General features: G+C 67.0%; 18 protein-coding genes and 1 tRNA gene. 5 read left to right on the forward strand and 14 right to left on the reverse strand.

Features of this window, described 5'->3' with window-relative positions:
* The first annotated feature begins 307 nt into the window (after nucleotides 1–307).
* On the forward strand, nucleotides 308–946 hold the full coding sequence (locus tag FIV50_RS14870) for a primase-like DNA-binding domain-containing protein (RefSeq protein ID WP_140038098.1): 639 nt from the start codon (nucleotides 308–310) through the stop codon (nucleotides 944–946).
* Between the two features lie 99 nt (nucleotides 947–1,045).
* On the opposite strand, the gene FIV50_RS14875 is transcribed toward FIV50_RS14870, so the two are convergent.
* From FIV50_RS14875 to FIV50_RS17800, 3 genes are all read right to left on the reverse strand, one after another.
* Nucleotides 1,046–1,546 (reverse strand): tetratricopeptide repeat protein, encoded by a 501-nt coding sequence (locus FIV50_RS14875; RefSeq protein WP_140038099.1) that lies wholly within the window; start codon nucleotides 1,544–1,546, stop codon nucleotides 1,046–1,048.
* Nucleotides 1,547–1,607: 61 nt separating this feature from the next.
* Nucleotides 1,608–1,964: a cupin domain-containing protein gene (locus FIV50_RS14880; protein ID WP_140038100.1), complete on the reverse strand. Its 357-nt coding sequence runs from the start codon at nucleotides 1,962–1,964 to the stop codon at nucleotides 1,608–1,610.
* 310 nt (nucleotides 1,965–2,274) lie between these two features.
* On the reverse strand, nucleotides 2,275–2,742 hold the full coding sequence (locus FIV50_RS17800) for a GIY-YIG nuclease family protein (protein ID WP_219846219.1): 468 nt from the start codon (nucleotides 2,740–2,742) through the stop codon (nucleotides 2,275–2,277).
* A 680-nt stretch (nucleotides 2,743–3,422) separates the two neighbouring features.
* Between FIV50_RS17800 and FIV50_RS14890 the strand changes: the two genes are divergently transcribed.
* Nucleotides 3,423–4,064 (forward strand): hypothetical protein, encoded by a 642-nt coding sequence (locus FIV50_RS14890; RefSeq protein ID WP_140038101.1) that lies wholly within the window; start codon nucleotides 3,423–3,425, stop codon nucleotides 4,062–4,064.
* Nucleotides 4,065–4,139: 75 nt separating this feature from the next.
* Nucleotides 4,140–4,652 (forward strand): hypothetical protein, encoded by a 513-nt coding sequence (locus tag FIV50_RS14895; protein ID WP_140038102.1) that lies wholly within the window; start codon nucleotides 4,140–4,142, stop codon nucleotides 4,650–4,652.
* Between the two features lie 461 nt (nucleotides 4,653–5,113).
* Here FIV50_RS14895 and FIV50_RS14900 read toward each other — a convergent pair whose 3' ends face one another.
* Both FIV50_RS14900 and FIV50_RS14905 read right to left on the reverse strand, forming a co-directional pair.
* Nucleotides 5,114–5,446 carry a YegP family protein gene (locus FIV50_RS14900; protein WP_219846220.1) on the reverse strand — a complete coding sequence of 111 codons (333 nt, stop codon included), beginning with the start codon at nucleotides 5,444–5,446 and terminating at the stop codon, nucleotides 5,114–5,116.
* Nucleotides 5,447–5,624: 178 nt separating this feature from the next.
* Nucleotides 5,625–5,714 (reverse strand) — tRNA-Ser (locus FIV50_RS14905).
* A gap of 290 nt (nucleotides 5,715–6,004) precedes the next feature.
* Here FIV50_RS14905 and FIV50_RS14910 point away from each other — a divergent pair.
* Nucleotides 6,005–6,781: a hypothetical protein gene (locus FIV50_RS14910; protein WP_140038103.1), complete on the forward strand. Its 777-nt coding sequence runs from the start codon at nucleotides 6,005–6,007 to the stop codon at nucleotides 6,779–6,781.
* Nucleotides 6,782–7,199: 418 nt separating this feature from the next.
* Here FIV50_RS14910 and cydC read toward each other — a convergent pair whose 3' ends face one another.
* The 5 genes from cydC to FIV50_RS14935 form a co-directional block, all read right to left on the reverse strand.
* The gene (gene cydC / locus FIV50_RS14915; RefSeq protein WP_140038104.1) at nucleotides 7,200–8,873 is read right to left on the reverse strand and encodes a thiol reductant ABC exporter subunit CydC; all 1,674 of its coding nucleotides are present in this window, start codon (nucleotides 8,871–8,873) and stop codon (nucleotides 7,200–7,202) included.
* On the reverse strand, nucleotides 8,870–10,537 hold the full coding sequence (cydD, locus tag FIV50_RS14920) for a thiol reductant ABC exporter subunit CydD (RefSeq protein ID WP_140038105.1): 1,668 nt from the start codon (nucleotides 10,535–10,537) through the stop codon (nucleotides 8,870–8,872). Before cydD ends, cydC begins: the two co-directional genes overlap by 4 nt.
* 163 nt (nucleotides 10,538–10,700) lie before the next feature.
* On the reverse strand, nucleotides 10,701–11,723 hold the full coding sequence (cydB, locus tag FIV50_RS14925; RefSeq protein WP_140038106.1) for a cytochrome d ubiquinol oxidase subunit II: 1,023 nt from the start codon (nucleotides 11,721–11,723) through the stop codon (nucleotides 10,701–10,703).
* A gap of 14 nt (nucleotides 11,724–11,737) precedes the next feature.
* Entirely contained in the window at nucleotides 11,738–13,153 is a 1,416-nt protein-coding gene (locus FIV50_RS14930; RefSeq protein WP_140038107.1) for a cytochrome ubiquinol oxidase subunit I, read from the reverse strand.
* 125 nt (nucleotides 13,154–13,278) lie between these two features.
* Entirely contained in the window at nucleotides 13,279–13,938 is a 660-nt protein-coding gene (locus tag FIV50_RS14935; protein ID WP_140038108.1) for a helix-turn-helix transcriptional regulator, read from the reverse strand.
* 100 nt (nucleotides 13,939–14,038) lie between these two features.
* Here FIV50_RS14935 and radA point away from each other — a divergent pair, with 100 nt between their 5' ends.
* Nucleotides 14,039–15,406 (forward strand): DNA repair protein RadA, encoded by a 1,368-nt coding sequence (radA, locus tag FIV50_RS14940; protein ID WP_140038109.1) that lies wholly within the window; start codon nucleotides 14,039–14,041, stop codon nucleotides 15,404–15,406.
* Between the two features lie 338 nt (nucleotides 15,407–15,744).
* On the opposite strand, the gene FIV50_RS14945 is transcribed toward radA, so the two are convergent.
* The 4 genes from FIV50_RS14945 to FIV50_RS14960 all read right to left on the reverse strand — a co-directional run bounded on the left by FIV50_RS14945 (nucleotide 15,745) and on the right by FIV50_RS14960 (nucleotide 20,257).
* The gene (locus FIV50_RS14945; protein ID WP_140038110.1) at nucleotides 15,745–16,155 is read right to left on the reverse strand and encodes a dehydrogenase; all 411 of its coding nucleotides are present in this window, start codon (nucleotides 16,153–16,155) and stop codon (nucleotides 15,745–15,747) included.
* A gap of 279 nt (nucleotides 16,156–16,434) precedes the next feature.
* Nucleotides 16,435–17,094, reverse strand: coding sequence for a hypothetical protein (locus FIV50_RS14950; RefSeq protein WP_140038111.1), 660 nt, complete (start codon nucleotides 17,092–17,094; stop codon nucleotides 16,435–16,437).
* 9 nt (nucleotides 17,095–17,103) lie between these two features.
* On the reverse strand, nucleotides 17,104–17,607 hold the full coding sequence (locus FIV50_RS14955) for an amino-acid N-acetyltransferase (protein WP_042539928.1): 504 nt from the start codon (nucleotides 17,605–17,607) through the stop codon (nucleotides 17,104–17,106).
* Nucleotides 17,608–17,731: 124 nt separating this feature from the next.
* Complete coding sequence (locus tag FIV50_RS14960) at nucleotides 17,732–20,257, reverse strand: ATP-dependent Clp protease ATP-binding subunit (protein WP_140038112.1); 2,526 nt, start codon at nucleotides 20,255–20,257, stop codon at nucleotides 17,732–17,734.
* Nucleotides 20,258–20,474 lie beyond the last annotated feature (217 nt).

The following is a 20,474-nucleotide window of genomic DNA, read 5'->3' on the forward strand; positions in this document are numbered from 1 at the left end:
GGCTTCACCCCAGGCGACATCTCTGGGGCCTGGGTGTAAGTACATCCGGCTCACACCCCACCGAATACGCCTACCGAAACCCGCTTACGGCGCACGTTTCTGGCATTCGATCTGGTGTGCCTTCACTCACCGCGCCGCAAACGATCGTTTTCGGCAGGACGATGGTAGCCGCGCTTCAGTGAAGTAGCGGCACCGCGCCTGACGGTTCTCCGGAGGTGGGCTGCGACGGCGTAGCCGTCGACGGGGAGGCTATGACGGTTCCGCGGTGTGCGGACCACGATCCTCATGCCGACCACGAAGGAGCATCATGCAGACGCCCACCATCGCCGCCGCCATCAGCTCGCTCAGCGGGCTGCTGACTGCGCCCGAGCCGACGTTCGAAGGCCTCGCGACACTTCATGGGGTGCGCGAGCAGATCAACGAACTCTTCGAGACCTACGCCTCCGAACTTCGCGCGGACCCGTCCGTAGAGCCCATGTGGAACGCCATCGCCGCGGCCATGTCCACGCCCTCGGCGGCCTCGATCCCGAGCGCGTCGAAGTCCTGTCACGAACTCCGTGTCGAGGCTTTCTGGGGCGGGCATGTTGAGCAGGCCACCTGGGACTTCGTCCCCATGGAGGTCGTGCACGAGATCTACAGCGACTGGATGCGCCGCCGGCACCCCGACGAGGCAGTTCTGACCAAAGCGGTGTTCAACAAGCGACTGCGGAAGGCGCTGCCCGAGTGCGGAGCCTGGCGGTACACCCGTGCTCGTACTGGCGTGATCATGCGCGTCTACGAACCGCTGGCGCAGGAGGTCAGCTGGCGCCCGACGGCACGAACGCAGCGATCTACGGGCTTCGTCGCCACGCGGCATGACACTCTCCGCCGGACCCCTCCCTCGCAGATGCCGGGTGCGGGACGCCTCGCGCGAGGGAGGAACGCTGATGCGAGGCGCCCCGAGTGACGCCTATGCCCGCCGGAGTCACTCCGGCCAGATGATCGCCCCCCGGCGCCATCCGGCAGATTCAGGATCCTCGCTCGGATCCTTTTCCGCAAGACTCAGCTAGGCGTCGAGTGAGACGAGGTACTCCGCGTTGCCGCGCATCGCCGGCTTGTACCGCTCGAGCTCGTCGGCGTGAACGTGATCCGCGAGCAGAGTGAGCACACTACCCAGCGCGGCGCTCATGTGCCCCTGCGCATGCAGTGTCAGTGCTTCGAATGCGCCGAGCGCCACGTCGTCTGGGAACTCTTCGCGAGCCGTGCGGAACACCTCTGCTGATCTGTCCAGATCGCCGAGGTTGCGCAGCGTGGATCCGTACTGGAGGAAGCACCGGCGGCGGGTGTCGCCGTGGAGTCCGTTCTCGAGGGCGCGTCGGTAGTAACCCTTCGCCATGACCCCTTCGCCCGCCGTATCGAACGCGCCGCCGACTTCGTAGAGCACGCGCGGATCGTGTGGGTGCTTATCCAGGATCGGACGAAGGGCCGCGATCGTCGGCGCCATGTTCTCGCGGTCTCGCTCCTGGAAGATCCGATCCAGCTCAGCGTTCAGCTTGTTCGTTGCCATCGTGGCCCCCCGGTGCACGGTGGTGGAACCGTACTCGGTCACGCTATCCGAGGCGCACGCCTCAGAGCGCGACGTGGACGGGGCGTCGGTCTCCTCGAGTGTTCGGGGTGCTGATCACGAGGAACCGCGTCTCCGCGGCACCTGGATTGAAGAATCGGTGCGCGAGCCCAGGCCGGACCTCGACACCCTGTCTGGCCTCGAGGTCGACGGCGCCCTCGGCGGTCTGCATCTGGGCGGTTCCTTCGAGCACGTAGAAGAACTGGGTCGCCGTGTCGTGCACGTGCCACTCTTCGCCGGCTCCGGCCGGGACTCGCTCCTCGATCACCGACAGCCCTGGGCTGTCGAGTAGTCGCCACCCGTCGGAGACCTCGCCCCACACGTAGTGATCAGCATTGGTGACATCGACAGCTTCGGGCATCCTTCGATCCTCGCAGACGCATCTACTTTGCAGGAGCACGCACCCTCGCGATCCCGCTCGAGCACTGCTCAAACGCCAGATACCAACTCAGCCCCATCTCACTTCAACGTCTGGCCCATTGGCCACGATAAGACCACTTATCCCGACTATCCGGGGGTAGATACAGCGCGGGACAGGTGCTTTTCGGGAACTGCCGGAGTGCATGGATGGAATCTGCAGGGCCAGTCCTTCCCCAAGTCGGGCTTGCTCTGCATCCGCGAGCAGTGGAGATCCAAGGGCCGATGTGAGCGGCATCAGCATCTGGAGGCCCTCAGTTCAGATTCATCCCGTGCGCTCGGCTGTCCAGCGCATGCTTCCAGAACGACTCGCGCGCCAGGATCGTGTCGGCCCGGGTTTTGGGGTCGAAGATCTCCAGGATGGAGTACTGAAAGTTCTCCACGATGTGCGCATCACCGAGGTCCTGGCGGAGCTGTTCGAGCTCCCGGTTGCCGCCGGTGAGGTTCTTCAGATGCGCGTACCCGGACCAGCGCTGCCACAGCCCGTTGGCCTCCCCGGACGCCGACCCGACGTACAGCCGTCCGCTGCTGAGATCGGTGATGACGTAAACGCCCTTCACGCTGGAAAGCGCGTCCTTCCAGCTGGGCTCGTCGCCGACGATGATGCGCTGAAGCTCGTGGTGCCGCAGCCGCACGTTCTGGTATCCGGGGAACGTGCCGAGCTTGACATCCGGTGCGAGCTCGCAGACCTCCGGGGAGAGCAGGCTCTGCTGCAACCCCACGTAGTGGCGGAGGTACGGGGCCCGCCCGATGGTCCTGTCGAGCTTATGATCAGGCGCTTGATGTAGCTCTCGTGCAGCGGCCTCGCGGTCAGCTCATACCCCAGTCCGTCGAAGCGATCGGGCTTGATCTCCCGCACCTCGAATGCGCCCCCGAAGATGAAGTATTGGGGCCCGTAGGGGTAGTACTGCGCGAAGGCGAGCAGGTAGCGAGCGTCACCCATGTTGTTGTTCGTCTGCTTCGTTCGCCACTGATTCAGCCGGAGCCAGTGGTCATGGTCGTCCATGAGGAAGTCCCAGGCTTCGCCGCTGCCATCGCCGGCACGCATGTTGAACTTCACCTTCGTGCGCTCGGGCTCCGGGACGGGCAGGAAGTCGGTGAAGGTGATCACGAGTTGCTCCCATCGGTGCTGGCGTCGAGCGAACGGACGCTCCCACAGGTCACTCTACGGATACGCCCAGTTCCAGATGAGCGGTGGCGGAACGACCACTCACTCGACGTGCTCGCACTCGTCCTTCGACCGACCGTCCAGCCGATATGCTCGCGATGACCCGGCGGCGAGTTGTTCTCCCGGGACCAGGAGAGGGAGAACCCAATGACGGACAGTGGCGTGCGCGCTAAGGCCGAGACCGCGAAGTACGACACCAGGAGCGTCCAGACGGTCCGCGGCACCGAGAAGCTCATGATCGCGAAGTGGGAGAAAGATGGCTGGGAACTCGTCACCCAGAACGCCGGCAAGCTCCGCAGTGAGCTCGTCTTCCGCCGCCCGAAGCCGCCGTTCCAGTGGAAGCCGCTTGCGATCATCGGCGGTGTGCTCGCGGTTCTGTTCACGATTATCGGCATCATGGCCGCGATTACAGGCGGCGAAGACGATGACACCCCGGCGCCGGCAGATACCCCCAGCGCGGAAGTTGTTGCGCAGCGAGACGATCCTTCTACGGAGCCAGACGAGCCCGTCGAGACAGCTCCCGCCAAGGAGCCCGCGCCTGACCTCGCAGTTGCCGTGCCGATCACCGTCGACGAGCTGCTCGATAAACTCAACTCCGCCGGCATGGGCGGCATCAAGACTGGCGACCTCTTCAAGGTCACAGGCGAGCTGTTCATGTCTGATCTGTGGATGACCGGGGCCACCGGCGACTACCTCGTCATGTTGAAGGCGCAGGGCGGCGGCCAGGATCTGACGGTCTTCGCAGAAGAGTCCGAGGCTGCCAGTTGGACGGACGGCACGAAGGTCGAGATGGTGCTGCGATCAGAGGAAGCTACGATCGACGGCGAGACTAGCGGCGGTTGGCTGCGTGCAGTGTCGACGACGGTGCTCCCGTAGGGACACCCGCAGCCCTCTTCCAGATCGCGCCGACGGATCTCTTCCACGACCTCCCGTCGGTGGGAGGATCGCACCGTGAACACCTCGCGCGCCGATGACCGCCATGCCCGCGCCGCGATCGCTGCTTTCGATGTCATCGAGACGGAGATCCGCCCGTACCTGGTCGCCGGCGGCCGGTTGTGGACCAAAGGATCAGGAGGGTACCCGCGCCGGCTTCGGCAGATGCTTCGTGCGCTCGACGACGGCCATGCGGTGACCTTCGCGACCCGGGACGCGATGCAGCTGTCGTCGGGCGAACGGGTCGTCGAGCACGTGATCCCGTTCAAGCGGATCATCGTCGAGATTGTCGATCCGAGCCAGGCTGACCCGCGATCAAACACGCACCAGGAGCCGATCGCGGGTGGTCCGGCCACGTCGCCAAAGCACCTGCTGTCGATCTTCAACCGACTCCTGCACAAGTGCTGGGTCACCAAGGACGAGCACGACCGCCTGAACCGCGCCGGCCGCAGTCTCCAGCGGGATGCGCCCGATGGCGACGGCTGGGCTCGGTATCGCCTCGCGGACGTGGTCGCGTACCCGCTTACCTAGCCTTTTGGACACACACAGTCTTCGGGGCGGGCGCCTCCAGCACAGCACCCCGGCGCCTGCCATCTCAGCGGCAGAGAGCTCGCGGCTGGAGACCTCGCCGTCTACGAACCCGCCGCACGTCGAGTGCGCTGCTTGACATGGCCGGCTGAGGCGCTCGGACGGGCCTGGCGCTTCTCGCGGCCGCGGCGAGACTCGCGCCGCGGGGACATCGCCCTTGCGACACAGGACAGCAACTCCTCGGCGCGTGCTACGAACGAGAAGTTCGCCGGCCAGATCGGCGCGAACATCCGACAGGTCAACCTCGGCACCTACCGGAACTCGGACCTCGGTATCCGCCGAGGAGACGGCTACCGAGTTTGGCTCATTGAACAGGACCTGTCGCGAGGAGAGTTTGAGAACGGCACGCCGAAGTCACCCGGAGTGCACAGCGACCGTAACGGTGTGACTCCGAACCAGTGGGCCTAAATTCCGGAGGCGAGGCCGGCGTTCTGGCGAACATTGTCCGCCGCGCGCTGCGCGTTGCTTTGAGAGGCGAACGATTCCCCGGACGCAGCGACCTTGTCACTTCCCCGCCATGCACGCCACCGATAGTGATTGCCGGCATCTGGGTATACCTCGAACCGTGCGGCAACGGCACCGGCCTTGAACGCGAGGGCCGCTCGCTGAGCGTTGTAGGGGCTGTCGAACTTTTCGCCGGCCCACGCGACTTGTTGATCGTTGTCGCCGTAGAGCCACCAGGACGGATTGCCTGTCGTGCTTTCTCCCACGCTGAAGTACATCGCTTCTCCGCTCATGGGCTTCGCCATCGAAGCCGATCGGTGACACGCTATCGGGACTCAAGGGGGCGTCACCACTGTCACTGGAAACGCATGCAAGACAGAACGCGCGAGGTGAGATGCCGAAACATGCACCAAAAATGCACCACGCCACACCCCACACACGGAAAAACCCCCGATTTCTCGGGGGTTTCCATGGCGGTGACGGTGGGATTTGAACCCACGGTAGGGATTAACCTACACAACATTTCGAGTGTTGCACCTTCGGCCGCTCGGACACGTCACCGCGGACTAGCTTACGACAACCCGCGCTACGGCGCGAATCGGCGGCATCTCTCGGTCGAGATCTTGATTCTCGGACGAGACCCCCGGTCTGCACGTGGGTCTCGTTCGATCAGGCGGGTCTCGGCAGCACAGGCCGACCGGCGCAGGGCTTTCGGACGGCAAGGAGGGTCTCGTCAGAGGCAGGACCCCCTTCCGCGTGGCAACCCGTCCGGTTTTACCCCGCCCCTCCCCCGGCGTCCGCCCGGTCGCCTGGTTAGGATGGCCTAAGGCATCGGGCACGGAGGGGACGCAATGGGCTTCATCACATCAGAGGCGCTCGCAGAGACCGGCTATGTCGTGCTCGATGACCACGACCAGGCGTCCGACCCCGCCGAGTGGCTCGACCTCGAGTACATCGGCTGGCGCTCGTCGGGCGTCACGCGCTTCGCCCCGCTCGCGAGCTATGCCGGCGCCATCGAGTGCAACGGGTTCTGGAACCACACCCCTCCCCGCACCGACAAGGACGGCGTCTGGATCGAGTCGCAGGTCGCGATCGCACCGACCCTGCAGCGCCGCGCCCTCGAACCCGGCGCAGGCGTGGGCCGCTGCCGCGTGATCGAGCTGCAGCCCAACGAATACGCGGATGCCGTCTACAACCTGCACCAGGACGACAACAACCGCCTCAACGAAGACGGCACCGGCTGGGTCGTGCGCGGTTACTACAACCTCTCGGACGACACCGACTCGCTGCTGCTCCTGCGCTCCGACCGCTTCGACCCGGCGACAGAGATCCGTCTGCCGCTGCGCGAAGGGTCGCGCATCATCGTCGACACCCAGCGCTTCTGGCACGCGGTCTGGCACCGCGGCACCGCCCCGCGCTACGCCCTGATCACGTCATGGACGTCGGGTCCCGAGCTCGACGCCTACATCGAGGCCAACCACGGAGACCCACGCCCCGCGACCGTCGACCTCGACCCCCAGCTGGTCGACGACGCGCAGGTCGAACTGCACCGTCGCATCGAAGAGCGCCGCCGCGTCTTCGAGGCCCAGGGCATCGTGATGGAGCCGCGCGCAGACCTCAACGTCTGACCCCGGTCTCGGACCGCCCCGCCCCCGTAGCGTCCGCCTACTCCGTCGGCTGACCGCCTGCAGGGCCGAAGCACGTCTGCAGGACCAGAGCCCGGTTCTCGACCCGGCATCCGTACCTGCGTCCTGCAGCTGGCCTCACCGACACCATCCAGGTCCCGTTCACCGGCCTCCTCGGCGTACCGTCTGCAGGACCGCCTCACGCCTGCAGGACTGAGACCCCGGTTCTCGACCCGGCATCCGTGCCCAGGTCCTGCAAACGGACGCTCTGCACGGAGAAACTTCGCCGCCGCAGCGAGCACACCTTCGGACGCCGAGACCGACACACCGCACGGGACGACGGATGCCACGGCGCGGCGCCCCCACCCTCCGAAGTTGTGCCCGCGGGCCAGGCCCACGGACGGGGACGACGGCCCCCGGCTCACCCCGAAACCGTGCGCCCGTCTTCCAGCCTGACGACGCGATCGACGGTTCCCGCCGGCGGAGCGACGTGCGAGATCAGCAGCACTGACTGCTCCCGCGCCGCCTGCAGCAGGTCACGCAGCAGGGCGTCGGATGCATCGGGATCGACGCCCGCCGTCGGCTCATCGAGCACGAGCACCGGGAATCCCCGCAACAGAGCGCGAGCGAGGGCGATGCGCTGCGCCTGGCCACCCGACACGAGGCCGCCGCGGTCGCCGACCCGCGCGTCGAGTCCCCCGCGCTCGCGCACCCACGAGCCGAGTCCCACTCTGTCGAGCACGGCGAGCAGCTCGTCGTCCGCCGCCGAGTCGCGGGCGAACAGCAGGTTCTGCCTGATGTCCTCATCGAACAGCTGCGGGCTCTGCTCGCACAGCCCGATCGTGCGCCGCAGAGCGGGGCCGGAGAGCACCGACGCATCCATGCCGCCGACGGAATACTCGCCCTCGACCCGCAGGAATCCGACGAGCGCCGCGGCCAGCGAACTCTTGCCCGCACCACTCGGCCCCGACACGAGCACGCGCTCGCCCGGATGCAGATCGAGATCGACTCCGCGCAGCGCGGGCGTCCCGCCCGGCCACCACGCCCGCACGCCCCGCAGCCGCAGCGCGGGAACGCCCTCGACCTCGGCGTCGTCACCGTCGTCGGACCGCAGCTCGGCGGGCACCTCGGAAGGCAGCACGTCGACGATGCGCTCGGCGCTCGACCGCACACTGCGCCAGGATGCCGCCGCGATCGGCACCGCGCCGAAGACCTCGAACACGACCATCGGCACGAGTACGGCGACCGCCATCCAAGGGCCGTCGATTGCGCCGGTCTGCAGACCCGGCGCCGCAACGGCCAGCGCCCAGACGGATGCGGCACCCGCCACCGCAGACACGACCCCGGCCGCGATCGCCTGCGCCAAGGACGCTCTGCTCACCGCGCGGCGTAGCGCGGCATCCGCCACCGCCAGGCGCTCGCGAGCATGAGCCTCGGCACCGAACGCGAGCAGCACGTCGAGCCCGCCGAAGTAGTCGGTCAGCGCCGCCGAGAGGTCGCCACGTCGCTGCGACACCGCTGCCTCGGCACGAGACCCGAACACCCAGCCGAGGCCGATCGCCGCGGCGGCGGCGATGACCAGGCAGGCTGCCAGGGTCAGCGAGGCCGGCACCGACACGAACGCGAGGAACCCCACTGCTCCGAGCGCCACGAGCCCCGACACCGCGAGCGGCTGAACCACGCGCAGCGGCAGGTTCTGCAGATTCTCGACGTCGTCGACCAGAGCCGACAGCACCCGTCCGTGGTCGGTGCGTCCGAGCCCGGCAGGCGACAGCGGAGTCAGCCGCCGCACCATGTCGGCGCGGGTCGACGCGAGTTGGCGCAGCGCCGCATCATGACCGCTCAGCCGCTCGAGATACCGCGTCACCGCGCGCGACACCGCGAAGAACCGCACGCCCACCACTGCGATCGACAGCGGCACGAGCGAATCCACGATCGACGCGCTGACGATCAGCCAGCCGCTGACCGCGAGCAGACTGACCGCGGCGCCCGCCGACAGGAAGCCCCAGATCGCACCGGGGAGGAAACGACGAAGCGGCGGTTGCGCGAGACGAAGGATGCCGCGCACGCCTGCAGCGGTGCTGGTGTCGCTCATACGCTCACCCCCAGCTCGACGACCTGATCGGCCACGTCCCGTGCCGACCGACGGTGCGAGACGAGCAGCACCGTCGCCCCGGCATCCGCACGTGCTCGCAGCGAGTGCCAGAGGCGCTGCTCGGTCTCTGGGTCCAAGGCGCTGGAGGGCTCGTCTAGCGCCAGCACCGCGCGAGGGTTGCCGGCCTGGCGATACAGCGCCCGTGCGACCGCGACCCGCTGCGCCTGTCCGCCCGAGAGCCCACTGCCCTGCACACCCAGCTCGAGCGCCGGGTCGAGGTCGTTCGCGCACGCCTCATCCAGGGCACGGCGGATGCCGTCGGCATCCGGTGCCGGATCCCCCAGCGCCACATTCGCGGCGATCGTGCCGCGACTCAGCTGAGGGCGCTGCCCGCTCCAGGCCAGCCACTCTGACGGCGCGAGCCCGCGCACATCGACTCCGCCGACCGCAGCCGCGCCTTCGAACTCGACCGCACCGCGCAGAGCCGCGAGCAGACTCGACTTGCCTGCGCCGCTCGGTCCTTCGATCAGCGTGATGGTTCCGGGAACGGCTGTGAACGAGACCGGCGGCAGATCGCGCACACGCAGGTCGGTGACGACCAGGTCTCGCGCGTTGCCCGTTCGCAATTCAGCATGAACACGGCCGAAACCAGCGCTCCGTCCTTCATACGGCGCTGCGCCGGCGTTTCGTGCTGAATTGTGAACGCCGGCCTCCCGAGCCCCGGCCGCATCGAGCACCTCGAACACGTCCTCCGTCGCGGCCACGCCCTCGGCGGCGGCATGGAACTGCACCCCGACCTGGCGAATCGGCAGGAAGGCCTCGGGCGCGAGCAGCAGCACGAACAGACCGACCTCGAGCGACAGGTCGCCCGACAGCAGGCGGAATCCGACCGCCACGGCGATCAGCGCCACGGCGATCGAGGCCAGCAGTTCCATCGAGAAGCCCGAGAGGAACGAGAACCGCAGCACCTTCATGGTCTCGCGGCGGTAGTCGTCGGCCGTCTGCTCGATCTGCGCGGCCGCGCGGCGCTCGCGTCCGAAGAGACGCAAGGTCGAGAGGCCCTGCACGGTGTCGGCGAAGCGCGCGGCGAGCCGCTGCAGCGTCTGCCACTGCTTGCGCTGCACCGTGCGGGTGGCGATGCCGATCAGGATCAGGAACAGCGGGATCAGCGGCAGCGTGATCACCGCGGTCAGTCCACTCGGCCAGTCCTGCCACCACATGACCGCGACCAGCACCGGCGTCGCGACGACCGTGAGCACGAGCTGCGGGATGTATCGGGCGAAGTACGCGTCGAGGGCCTCGAGTCCATGCCCCGCCGTCACGGCGAGCTCCGCCTGATTGCGCTGTGCGAGCCAGCCGGGCCCGAGACGCCCGACGGCCGCGATCAGCGCGGCCCGCAGCTGCATCCCGGTCTTCGCCGCAGCGCGGGTTCCTGCGGCATCCGAGGCGGCGATCAGCACGCCCCGCAGCGCCGCGAGACCCAGCAGCCACAGCAGGGATGCCGTGACATCGCGCCCGGCGAGCGCACCGGTGACGGCATCCGTCAGCATCCACGCGAACGCGATCGTGACCGCCGTCTGAACGACGCCGATCACGCCCGACAGCAGCAGGAAACCACGGGCCGCAGCGGCATACCTCAGCAAGCGAGGGTCGACGGGCCTCATGCGTCAGCCCGTTTCGTCTCGGGCACGCTTCGCGCGGTCTCGCTCAACGACCGGCTCTCGGGCACGCTTCGCGCGGCCTCGCTCAACGACCGGTGGGCAGACCGCGCCTCCTCGCTCGTTGCGCGAGCGAAGCGAGGCGAGACGTCGTTCGCGAAAACAGCTCTCACGCGTGCGCCGGAGCCCCCTCGATCGAGCTGCGGGTGACGCGCTTGCGGAAGATCCAGTAGGTCCACGTCTGGTACGCGAGCACCAGGGGCAGGGCGATCAGGGCGGTCCAGCTCATGATGGTCAGCGTATACGGGGTGCTCGATGCGTTCTCGATCGTCAGGCTGAAGGCCGGGTCGATCGTCGACGGCATCACGTAGGGGAACAGCGCCGCGAACAGCATCACGACAGCGGATGCCACGGTGACCGCGCCCGCGGTGAACGCCCGCCCGTCGTGTCCGCGCATCGAGAAGAGCACCGACGCGATCAGTGCGAGCGCCGCGACGAGACCGCATCCGATGACCATCAGCATGAGCGGAGATTCACGGTCCCAGGCGATGCCGATGGTCCAGATAACGGTGCCGGCGGCGGCGAGCACCGTCGGCCCCGCGGCGAGCTTCACCAGGCGACGAGCATCCGCGTGCACCTGCCCGTCGGTCTTGAGCGACACGAACAGCACGCCGTGCAGGAAGAAGAGCAGCAGCGTCGTGACGCCGACGAGCAGCGAATAGGGGTTGAGCAGCGCGAAGAAGCCACCGACGTAGATGTGGCTCTCATTGATCGCCACCCCCTGCACGATGTTGCCGAAGGCAACGCCCCACAGCAGCGCGGGAACGGCAGAGCCGATCACGATCATCCGGTCGAAGCCGCGCTTCCACTGCGCCGACTCGCGCTGGTGCCGGTACTCGAACGAGACGCCTCGAAGGATCAGCGCGAGCAGGATCAGCAGCAGCGGCAGATAGAACCCGCTGAACAGCGTCGCGTACCACTCGGGGAACGACGCGAACAGGCACGCACCGGCGACGATGACCCAGGTCTCGTTGAGATCCCAGATCGGGCCGATCGTGTTGATCACCTGGCGACGCGAGACGTCGTTCTTGCCGAGGAACGGCAGCGACATTCCCACGCCGAAGTCGAACCCGTCGAGCACGAAGTAGCCGACGAAGAGGAAGGCGACGATCCAGAACCACATGTATTCCATGACTGATCCCTTTCTCAGTACACGACCGACGGCAGCTGGGCCGTCTCCTCGTGGGGCTGCTCTTCGGTGTCAGGGCCCTTCTGGGCCGCTTTGATGATGAGGCGGATCTCGACCACGGCGAGCGCGGCGTAGATCGCGGTGAAGGCGATCAGCGAGATGAGGACCTCGACGCCGCTGACTCCTGGCGAGACGCCGTCTTGAGTGGTCATCAGCCCGAACACGATCCAGGGCTGTCTGCCCATCTCGGTGAAGACCCAGCCCATGATGTTGGCGACGAGCGCGAGCGGGAACGACCAGATCGCGAGCTTCCACATCCACGGGGCCGGCGGGTTCTTGGCGCCCTTGCGGGTGACCCACAGTCCGACGACGGCGACGAGGGCCGCGGCCATACCGAGGCCGATCATCCAGCGGAACGCCCAGTACGTGACCCACAGGATCGGGGCGAACTCGGTGAGACCGGTGTCGGCGAAGGTCGTGGCGTACTCGGCGTTGAGGTCGTTGATGCCGTGCACGCACGAGTCGAGCGTGTGCGTCGACAGCAGCGAGAGCAGATACGGCACTCTGATCGAGAACAGCTCGGAGCTGCCGTCCGGGGTTCCGAGCGTGAACAGGCTGAACGACGCGTCGTAGCCGCAGACCGTGTCGAAGGTCGCTTCGGCCGCGGCCATCTTCATGGGCTGCGCGGCGTACATCGCGAGACCCAGTTGGTCACCCGTGAGCACGACGCCGGCGGTCGAGAAGATCATCGCCCACAGGCCGAACTTCAGCGAGATGCGCATGGTGTCGAAGTGCTGTCCGCGGGCGAGGTGCCAGGCCGAAACCGAGATCACGACACCGGCGGCGAACATCAGCGCACCGAAGATCGTGTGAGGGAAGGCGGCGAGCGCGACCGGGTTGGTCAGCAGCGCCCAGAAGTCGGTGAGCTCGGCGCGGTTGGTCTCAGGGTTGAAGACGTAGCCGACCGGGTTCTGCATGAAGGCGTTGGCGGCGATGATGAAGTACGCCGACAGGATGCTGCCGATCGAGACGCACCAGATCGTGGCGAGGTGCAGCTTCTGCGGGAGCTTGTCCCAGCCGAAGATCCACAGACCGATGAACGTCGCCTCGAAGAAGAAGGCGAGCAGGCCCTCGAACGCCAGCGGGGCGCCGAACACGTCGCCGACGAAGCGCGAGTAGTCCGACCAGTTCATGCCGAACTGGAACTCCTGCACGATGCCGGTCACGACGCCCATGGCGAAGTTGATCAGGAAGATCTTGCCGAAGAACCGCGTGAGGTGCAGGTACTGCACCTTGCCGGTGCGCACCCACGCGGTCTGGAAGATCGCGGCGACGAGCGCCATGCCGATCGTCAGCGGCACGAACAGGTAGTGGTACACGGTCGTCAGACCGAACTGCCATCGAGACAGGACCAGCGGGTCTAGCCATTCCATGAGCCACTCCTTCTTCCGTGCCCTGGTACTTCTGTGCGCGTGTTCATCTGTGCGCCGGGTGCCACGCTAACGACGGGCCTGCCGCCCCCGATGGGCCGCCGACCGTGAATAAGACAGATGCTCGCCTAGGCGGCGGTCATCTCCGTCAGGCGCAGCTGCACGGTGCAATCCGCCGGAAGGGCGGAGGTGCGCACGGCCTCGGCAGCGAGCGGTCCACCGGCTTCGGTGAGCACCCCCTGCATGAGACCGAGGTGCACGGAGCACAGCATCGGACGGTCTTCGGCGCGACCCGCGGCGTGCGGGCACGGGCTGAGATCGACGGTGAGCTGCTCGTCATCGACGACGGGCTCGAAGCCGCTCTCCTCCAAGTGTTCGATCAGGGCGTCCAGCTGGTAGGTCGCGTCGCGGCCCAGAGCGGATGCCGAAGCAGGCAGGACTCGACGCAGCAGATCGCCGCGGACGGCGGCCGCCTTCGCCTTGTTGCGAGCGATGGGGCTGGAGGCATCCGCTGCGCCCGTCACCGCGCTGTAGAGCGTGCGCGGGCGGCCGCGGGTGGTGCGGTGCTCGCTGGCCTGGATGACGTAGCCGCCCTCGATCAGGCGCTGCAGGTGCTCGCGCACCGTGTTGGGGTGCAGCCCGGTGGCATCGCAGAGCTCGCCGATCGTGAGCTCCGCGCGCGTCCGGGCGGTGTCGTCCTGCGCGGAGCCGCCCTCGAACAGCGCGTGCAGGATCCGCACTCGCGAGAAGGTCGAGATCGGCCCGCAGACGGGCCCGCCGTTGGCCATGACTCCAGTATTCCGTGGCCGCTGCGCGACATCGAGGGGTTGGGCCGTGAATAATGCCCGAACCGATAGGGATGTCTGATCCCGGCGATAGCCTGGCTGCATGGCCACCCGAAAACCTGCCCCTCCCGCGTACGTCTGCACCGAATGCGGGTGGACGACGGCCAAGTGGGTGGGTCGGTGCGCCGAGTGCCAGCAGTGGGGCACGGTGCAGGAGCAGGGCGCGCAGACCGGCATCCTGAGCCGCATCACTCCCCTCGCGCCGACGGCGGCGAAGGCCGCTCGACCGATCACGCAGATCACCACCGAAGACGCTCCTCGCCGCACGAGCGGGGTGGGCGAGTTCGACCGCGTGCTCGGCGGCGGCATCGTGCCCGGTGCGGCGATCCTGCTCAGCGGCGAACCGGGTGTCGGCAAGTCGACGCTGCTGCTCGAGGTCGCAGCCCAGGCGGCTCGTTCGGGGCGTCGAGTGCTCTACGCCAGCGCCGAGGAGTCGCCCGCCCAGGTGCGGCTGCGCGCAGAGCGCACCGGAGCCCTGCACGACGAGCTCTATCTGGCGAGCGAGACCGATCTCGCCACGATCCTCGGCCACATCGACGAGGTCGCACCGCAGCTCGTCATCGTCGACTCTGTGCAGACGGTGTCGTCATCGCTCATCGACGGCGCGGCCGGTCAGCCCAGCCAGGTGCGCGAGGTCGCGGCGACCCTCATCCGGGTGGCGAAAGACCGCGGGCTGCCGGTCATCCTCGTCGGCCACGTCACGAAAGACGGCACCGTCGCCGGGCCTCGCGTGCTCGAGCACCTGGTCGATGTCGTCTGTCACTTCGAGGGTGACCGCCAGACCTCGCTGCGCTTCATCCGCGCGCTGAAGAACCGATTCGGCCCGACCGATGAGGTCGGATGCTTCGAGATGACGGGTGCGGGCATCTCCGAGGTCCCCGACCCTTCGGGCCTCTTCCTGTCGCAGGGCGCGACCGAGCCGGGCACGTGCGTGGCCATCTCGCTCGAGGGCCGCAGGGCACTGCCCGTCGAGGTGCAGGCGCTCACGATCAACACCACTGCGCCGAATCCCCGTCGTGTCGTGCACGGGCTCGACTCCTCGCGCGTGGCGATGGTGCTGGCGATCCTCGAGCGGAGAGCGCACATCAAGACCAGCAATCTCGACGTGTACGTTTCGACCGTCGGCGGCGTGCGTTTCACCGAACCGGCCGCCGACCTGGCGATCGCGATCGCCGTGGCGGGGTCGATCCAGCAGATCTCGGTGCCTCGAACCGTCGCCGCGGTCGGAGAGCTCAGCCTGGCGGGCGAGATCCGCCCTGTCACGCAATCGGCGCAGCGCCGCTCCGAGGCCGCGCGGCTCGGCTATGACCAGGTGGTCGACGACCGCTCGAAGACTCTGCGCGCGGCACTGAACGACGTGCGCGCCCGCAACACCACCCGGCGCAGCGAAGCAGACATCCCGCCGTTCTGATCCGGCGAGGGCTCGACGCGCACCCCAGACGGGGCCACTTTCGCACCCCAATCACCAGGCGGGGCCACTTCCGCACCCGAATCGGGCAATGGGGATGCCGAAGTGACCCCGCACCAACCCGCAGATGCCGAAGTGACCCCGCATCGCACCCGCAGAGGTCACGCACCGCGTGCACACGCCAGCCGGGGTCAAAAACGCACTCAAAACGCTCGCATCCGATGCCGAAGTGGCCCCGCACAGACCGCAGATGCGAAAGTGACCCCGCACGGGCCGTGCCGCCCTGCACCGGTCGCACAAGCCAACGCCGCGCCACCACGCGGTCACCCAGAAGGGCGGCGTCAGGCGTCGAGCGCCTTGAGCAGTTCGTCAGGCGAAGCCTGCATCGGATGCGGACCCGCGATGTCCAGGAAGACGGTCGTGATCGGGTGCGCGCCGAGGAACTTGCGCAACCAGTCGGCCGTGTAGATCCCGACCCCCGGAGGAAGGTTCGCCGGCTTGTTCTTGGCATCGCTGAACAGCAGCAGCGCCAGATCGCCCGACTTCGGGTCGCGGTAGGTCCAGACCTCTCCGCTGTCGAGTGGATTGTCGCGAGCGCCGGGCTTCACGAGCGGCACGACCGTGGTGCCATGGCGCAGTGCCAGAGCCACCGCAGCGATGTCCTGCTTCTCCAGCGCCTGAGCGAGGGCATCCGACCGGAAATCCTCGGGTACGGGCTTGCTCTTCGCCGATTTCGACTTCTTCGCTGCCATGCATCCAGCATATTCAGCGGATGCCGACGCGTGCGCCGAAACGGGAGCGGAGATGGAAAGGGGCCCTCTCGAGTCATCCATTGGGGACTGGGGTACTCGAGAGGGCCCTCGGACCCTCGGGCGGCATGTCGAAGCGCTGGGGACGCTGTGCTCGACGCCACTGGGGATGGCATGCGCCGCAAGTCTGCGAGGGTCACTCCAATGGTATCCCAAAGAAAGAGCAGTGTCACTCGAAACTGAGTGCAGGACTGTATTCGAGACGTTTGGCCAGTTTCGGCGTCAATAGAGCAGGATCTGCTTCGTCGTCGTGCCCTTGAAGCCGCCGATCTCGACAGCGACGTGGTACGACGCACCGCCCCCGGGCGCGCGCGGACGATTCTCGTCGGCGCAGGTCTCGACACTCGACCGGGTGCGATCCCAGGTGACCGGCACCTTGCTCGTCACGGTCGCGCCCGCAGTGAGCGTGGCGACCATGCTGCTCGAATTCTCCTGGCAGTCGGTCGACGTCCACCAGACATCGGATCCGCTCGATACCGTGAGCCTCTGTGTCGTCGACCCCACGTCGATCGCGCAGTCGGTGGAACCGCGGTTGGTCAGTGAGATCGACAGCTGCGGCAGCACGCCTGGGTCGTAGGTGTCGGCATCCGTGACAGCAGCCACCTCGACGTCCCTGGCCTCGCACGCGACGATTCCCGGGGTCTCCTCCGCCGACGACTCAGGCGAGGGCGACTCGGCTGCGGGTGACTCGCCCGCAGTGGGATCAGGCGTCGGCGAGTCGGACGCCGATGCGCTGGGCGACGGCGTCACCTCGGCCGCATTCGCCCACGGACGCGCCAGCAGCAGCCACACAGCGACGCCGACGACCGCGACCAACAGGATCGCCGCGACGAGGGTCACCAATCTCCGGCGGCGATACACGGCGGCGGAGTGACGAGGCATTAGTTCAGGTTAGTTGAGGCTTTTCAGCATCCTGGTGTTGCCGAGCGTGTTCGGCTTGACGTGCGCGAGATCGAGGAACTCCTCGACACCCGCGTCGCCGCTGCGCAGCAGCTGCGAGTACACGTCAGGGTCGACGACCTGTTCGCCGATGATCGAATAGCCGCGGCGGCCGAAGAAGTCGACTTCGAAGGTGAGGCAGAACAGTCGGCTGAGGCCGAGTTCCCGCGCCTGCTCCTCGAGCGCGCCGACGATCGCACCGCCGACTCCGTGGTGCAGCCAGTCCCCGCGCACCATGAGGGTGCGGACCTCGCCGAGGTCCTCCCAGAACACGTGCAGCGCACCGCATCCGATCAGCTCGCCGTCGGCCTCGGCGACGACGAACTCCTGCACCGCGCCGTAGAGCACGGCGAGGTCTTTGCCGAGCAGGATGCGCTGCTCGACCATCGGCTGCAGGAGGTTGCGGATGCCGATGATGTCAGCGCTGCGCGCCGGCCGGACGATGTACTCGCTCACATGTCAAGCCTAGAACCCGTCACCTCCCGAGACCCTGAGCGGCCCCGGAATGCCGGAGTGCTGGATCACTCCGGACACGCAGAAGGGGCGGATGCAGCTCGCATCCGCCCCTTCTGTGATCAGGTCACTCCCCGCTGGCGACCGCCAGATCGGGGGTGCCGGAGATCGCTCCGCCGGTGTTCACGCCGACCGCGACCTTCTCGCCGCGGGGGCCATGCTCGAAGAGGAACTCGCCGTCCTTCGAGTCGACCTTCACGTGGTCGCCGGGGTTCAGCTCGCCGTGCAGGATCTTCTCGGACAGACGGTCCTCGACCTCGTGCTGCATAGCGCGACGCAGCGGCCGGGCACCGAGTGCCGGGTCGAACCCGATCTCGATGAGACGCTCCTTGGCGGCCTGCGAGAGCTCGATCGTCATGTCGCGGTCGAGCAGACGCTCGCCGAGGCGCTTCGTGAACAGATCGACGATCTGCACGAGCTCGCTCTTCGACAGCTGCGGGAACACGATGATGTCGTCGACACGGTTGAGGAACTCGGGCTTGAAGTTGCGCTTGAGCTCTTCGTTGACCTTGCCCTTCATCCGCTCGTAGTTCGTCGAGTTGACGCCCTCGATCTGGAATCCGACCGGACCACCGGCGATGTCACGAGCACCGAGGTTGGTGGTCATGATGATGACGGTGTTCTTGAAGTCGATCACGCGGCCCTGACCATCGGTCAGACGACCCTCTTCGAGGATCTGCAGCAGCGAGTTGAAGATGTCCGGGTGGGCCTTCTCGATCTCGTCGAACAGCACGACGCTGAACGGCTTGCGGCGCACCTTCTCGGTGAGCTGGCCGCCCTCTTCGAATCCGACGAATCCGGGAGGGGCACCGAACAGACGCGAGACGGTGTGCTTCTCACCGAACTCGCTCATGTCGAGCGAGATGAGAGCAGCTTCGTCGTCGAACAGGAACTCGGCGAGAGCCTTGGCGAGCTCGGTCTTTCCGACGCCCGTGGGGCCGGCGAAGATGAACGAACCGGAGGGACGCTTCGGGTCCTTGAGGCCGGCACGCTGACGACGGATCGTCTTGGAGAGCGCCGCGATGGCCTCTTCCTGACCGATGACGCGCTGGTGCAGCGCCTTCTCCATGAAGACGAGTCGCGAGGACTCCTCTTCCGTCAGCTTGAAGACGGGGATGCCGGTGGCCTGTGCGAGCACCTCGGCGATCAGGCCCTCGTCGACGACCGCCTGGGTCGCGACGTCACCCGAACGCCACTGCTTCTCGAGGCGCAGGCGCTCGGCGAGGAGGCTCTTCTCCTCATCGCGCAGCGATGCGGCCTTCTCGAAGTCCTGGTCCTCCGACGCGACCTCTTTCTGCTCGCGCACCTTGGCGATCTTCTCGTCGAATTCGCGCAGCTCGGGCGGGCTCGACAGGATGCTGAGGCGCAGGCGTGCGCCGGCCTCATCGATCAGGTCGATGGCCTTGTCGGGCAGGAACCGGTCTGAGACGTAGCGGTCGGCGAGGTTCGATGCCGCGACGATCGCGCCGTCGGTGATCTGCACCTTGTGGTGCGCCTCGTAGCGGTCGCGGAGTCCCTTGAGGATGTTGATCGTGTGAGGCAGGCTCGGCTCGTTCACCTGGATCGACTGGAAGCGACGCTCGAGAGCGGCATCCTTCTCGAAGTGCTTGCGGTACTCGTCGAGCGTGGTGGCGCCGATGGTCTGGAGCTCGCCACGGGCGAGGAGCGGCTTGAGGATGCTGGCCGCGTCGATCGCGCCCTCGGCGGCACCCGCACCCACGAGGGTGTGGATCTCGTCGATGAAGACGATGATGTCGCCGCGCGTGCGGATCTCCTTCGTGACCTTCTTCAGACGCTCTTCGAAGTCACCGCGGTAGCGGGAACCGGCGATGAGCGAGCCGAGGTCGAGCGAGTAGAGCTGCTTGTCCTTGAGCGTCTCGGGCACATCACCCTTGACGATCGCCTGCGCGAGGCCCTCGACGACGGCGGTCTTGCCGACGCCCGGCTCACCGATCAGCACGGGGTTGTTCTTGGAGCGGCGAGACAAGATCTGCATGACCCGCTCGATCTCCTTCTCGCGGCCGATGACCGGGTCGAGCTTGTTGTCGCGCGCGGCCTGCGTCAGGTTGCGACCGAACTGGTCGAGCACCTGCGAGCCACCCTGGGCGCTCGGGGTGTCGTTCGACTGCGCGCCGACGGCTGCCGGCTCGCGTCCGGGTGCACCGGACAGGAGCTGGATGACCTGCTGGCGGACCTTGTTGAGGTCGGCGCCGAGCTTGACGAGGACCTGGGCTGCGACACCCTCGCCCTCGCGGATGAGACCGAGCAGGATGTGCTCGGTTCCGATGTAGTTGTGGCCGAGCTGCAGAGCCTCACGGAGGCTGAGCTCGAGCACCTTCTTGGCGCGCGGCGTGAACGGGATGTGACCGGTGGGCTGCTGCTGGCCCTGACCGATGATGTCCTGCACCTGCTCGCGGACGGCGTCAAGGGAGATACCGAGGCTTTCGAGCGCCTTGGCTGCGACACCCTCACCCTCGTGGATGAGGCCGAGCAGGATGTGCTCAGTGCCGATGTAGTTGTGGTTGAGCATCTTCGCCTCTTCTTGGGCGAGGACGACCACTCGACGGGCTCGGTCCGTGAATCTCTCGAACATGCTGTGACTCCTTATTCGCACGGGGCGAAGCGCTGAGTCCTCGACGGGTCTCCGCGCCTGTACATCGAGAGTAACCACCGTGCGGATGCTGTATGCCCGTGTTCGCCGTCGGCATAGCGCCATGACGGTCGGTGACGGCGCTCTCGCATGGCCGGGGTTGACTCACTTATCGACAGTCGTTATGTTAACGATTATCGGTAATAACGACTCTCGATAA

The sequence above is a fragment of the Microbacterium foliorum genome, assembly GCF_006385575.1.
Taxonomy (GTDB): domain Bacteria; phylum Actinomycetota; class Actinomycetes; order Actinomycetales; family Microbacteriaceae; genus Microbacterium; species Microbacterium foliorum_B.